General features: G+C 40.4%; 3 protein-coding genes and 1 pseudogene. 3 read left to right on the top strand and 1 reads right to left on the bottom strand.

What is annotated here, in order from left to right:
* From FYJ85_RS23480 to FYJ85_RS22795, 3 genes and pseudogenes are all read left to right on the top strand, one after another.
* A pseudogene (locus FYJ85_RS23480) lies at positions 1 to 123 on the top strand (IS1595 family transposase); the annotation flags it as partial.
* 3 nt (positions 124 to 126) lie between these two features.
* Positions 127 to 1,353 carry an alpha/beta hydrolase gene (locus tag FYJ85_RS22800; protein ID WP_206213429.1) on the top strand — a complete coding sequence of 409 codons (1,227 nt, stop codon included), beginning with the start codon at positions 127 to 129 and terminating at the stop codon, positions 1,351 to 1,353.
* Between the two features lie 116 nt (positions 1,354 to 1,469).
* Positions 1,470 to 2,303 (top strand): hypothetical protein, encoded by an 834-nt coding sequence (locus FYJ85_RS22795; RefSeq protein WP_154420980.1) that lies wholly within the window; start codon positions 1,470 to 1,472, stop codon positions 2,301 to 2,303.
* Between the two features lie 125 nt (positions 2,304 to 2,428).
* Here the strand turns inward: FYJ85_RS22795 and FYJ85_RS23475 are convergent.
* Positions 2,429 to 2,639: hypothetical protein (locus FYJ85_RS23475; RefSeq protein WP_206213428.1), on the bottom strand; the 211-nt coding region annotated here is incomplete at its 5' end.

The raw sequence follows: 2,639 nt of genomic DNA, 5'->3' as shown, positions 1-2,639 counted from the left end.
ATCTCGAAAAATACCTTTTACTTGCACTTGAAAGAATGCGAATTTCGATTCAATTATAGAAAGCATGATATCTATCGATTATTATTGAAGGTATGTCGAAATAATCCGCTAAAGATGTCATGAACCTTGTTTAAAGCTGTTTGTGATGATTTCTCGTACATATCCCAAAAGGCAGTCGCGGAGAATCAGATTAAGGCTAAAAAGCTATTAACGGTCAGCGGAACAGAACAGGAAATTCCGTTGGAGCAATTCAAGAAAAATTTGCTTCCGTTCCTGCTGGAAGGCTGCAGCACAGGTGATGGGCAAATCTCTGCATTTATCAAATATAAAGGAAATGTAATTGCAGAGAGAAAGATTCAATTGAAATTGGATCCCATTACAAATTTTTATGACTTTTTTTCATTGAATGATATCCAACAGACGATTAGTAATGTGATGTCAAATGCACGGCGGGCTACCTATCAGCCTTCTTCCAACGATTATATCTTATACGTACATGGCTGGAACATGCAGCCGTATGAAAAGACCCGTTGGACGGAAACAATGTTCAAACGGTTATGGTGGCAAGGATATGATGGTCGTGTCGGCGCGTTTGCCTGGCCGACATTGACGGAAGGAGCGATTACCACCGGAGGAACCTACAATGACAGTGAGTTCAGAGCTTGGCACTCTGGTAAAGTATTAAAGGATCTATTTGGTCAGTTGGGTAATCATAAATTAAGTGTTCTTGCTCACAGTATGGGTAATGTAGTTACTTCTGAAGCATTGAAGCAGTATGGGGGGAAAATCAATGCTTATGTATCTTCACAAGCTGCCGTTCCTGCAAGATGCTACGAGGGAGCACCAGCAAGTACGTCCTATATCAATAAGCATCTCGATTATTATGGTGAGTATCCGGTAGACACTCCTCCGAAACCTTACTTTTACGGTCTGAAAGGAAAGGCCAGCTATTTGATTCGCATGATGAATGCAAAGGATTTTGCACTAGCAATGTGGGAGGGAAACAATGCACTAAAACCCAAAGTGTTAGGACCGTATTCTTACTCCGAGAAAGATGGAGTCGGATATTTTTATCGCAGAGAGAGCCTTATTCCAGACCAAAAGGTTGAATTGACTTTTCCCGATAATACATATGAAATCTTTGCATTTATATTGAGTGCACAAACGGGAACAATAGGAGCAGAACCTGCTCCCATTCCCTGGTTTATTAATATTAACCTGGCTGCTGCTCATTTGGGAAAATATGATTATAGACATTACTCGCACAGTCGACAGTTTCGTTCGAATCTGATAGATGAGTTCGGCTATTGGAGGACTATTATCAATGAATGCAAGTTGACACTTGTTCCATGATGTAGTAGACTATTGTGTAGATAACTAATCATAGCATCTAAGTATTGAAAGGGCTAAAGTAATCTTTTTTCTCGTTTCATCATAGTAAAACATATTCAATTATGGGAAATTATAAAATGAAATTTATAGTGACAAAATTAATTTATCTTTTGATATTTATCGTAGGTTTAAGTGTATTTGCCGAGGAAACCTCATTGGAAGGTGCTTATATCTGGACCCTCAAGTCCCCGGATGGAAACGAATTTGTAGAAAAAATCTATTTCAAAAATAAAAACAATAAACTGATGCTCTATCTTGAGGGAGAGCAGTATGAGTGTTCATTGAGTGGAACGCACTTTTCGGGGCAGATGTACATACAGCAGAGGGTTTGGGGCGTATCCGGAGACTTCCAGTCGGATGGAAAAATTACTGGCAAGCAGGAAAGATGGGATGTTTTTACACCGGAAGAGAAAGTTACATTGACTTTTGAGGCAGTCCGAGACACTTCGGAAGAGGCCCAGAAATTCTGGCCGCAGTATCTTCAGGAGTGGGAAGCACATTTGGCTTCTCTTGACAAGAAGCCGGATTGGGATGCCACGGAAGAGGGGCGCCAACAAAAAGAGGGTTTATTGGCTCTCGCCGCAGAGCAGCATGTGACTTTGACAGTCCGGGGAAAAGTCGTTGATTCTGCTGGAAAACCATTGGAAGGTATTGTGTTGTGTTGTGGAACCCAACGTATTGATATCAATTATTCCATGGGGTTGGCGGCTACAGAAGAATATATTACCACCGATGCCGCCGGTGAGTTTAAAACGAAAGAGTTGACTGCATGGAAGCTTTTCCTGATATATGGAGGAAAGAAATATCAGGAATATAGTGCAGATTTTGAGAATAAAGAACAGTTATTGGAGTTGCAGAAGAATCCGATTACCATAACCCTCCTGCCTATACAAGAAGAAGTTGCCGAATAATGGGCTGCCTAATAGGTGAGTTTGCTTACAGAAATGGTAAAGTAAAATAAATGAAAATTGCTGTAGGACAATTACTTTCCCTTTTGCTTTTTATTATTGGTTTAAGTGTGTATGCCGATGAAACCTCATTGGAAGGTGCTTATATCTGGACCCTCAAGTACCCAGATGGAAACGAAACTGTAGAAAAAATCTATTTCAAAAATAAAAATAAGCCTCTTCACCAGAATTTGTGGGCGAAATCCGGTTCCGGGAGTTCGCCAAGCTGGTGATATAAGCACACTTTTGCAATTTTGAGCGTCCGAAATCCGAACGATTTCCTGATAGTCAGATTTATTT

It is taken from the genome of Victivallis lenta (genome assembly GCF_009695545.1).
GTDB lineage: Bacteria > Verrucomicrobiota > Lentisphaeria > Victivallales > Victivallaceae > Victivallis > Victivallis lenta.
This window is presented reverse-complemented; position numbering and strand designations above follow the sequence as displayed.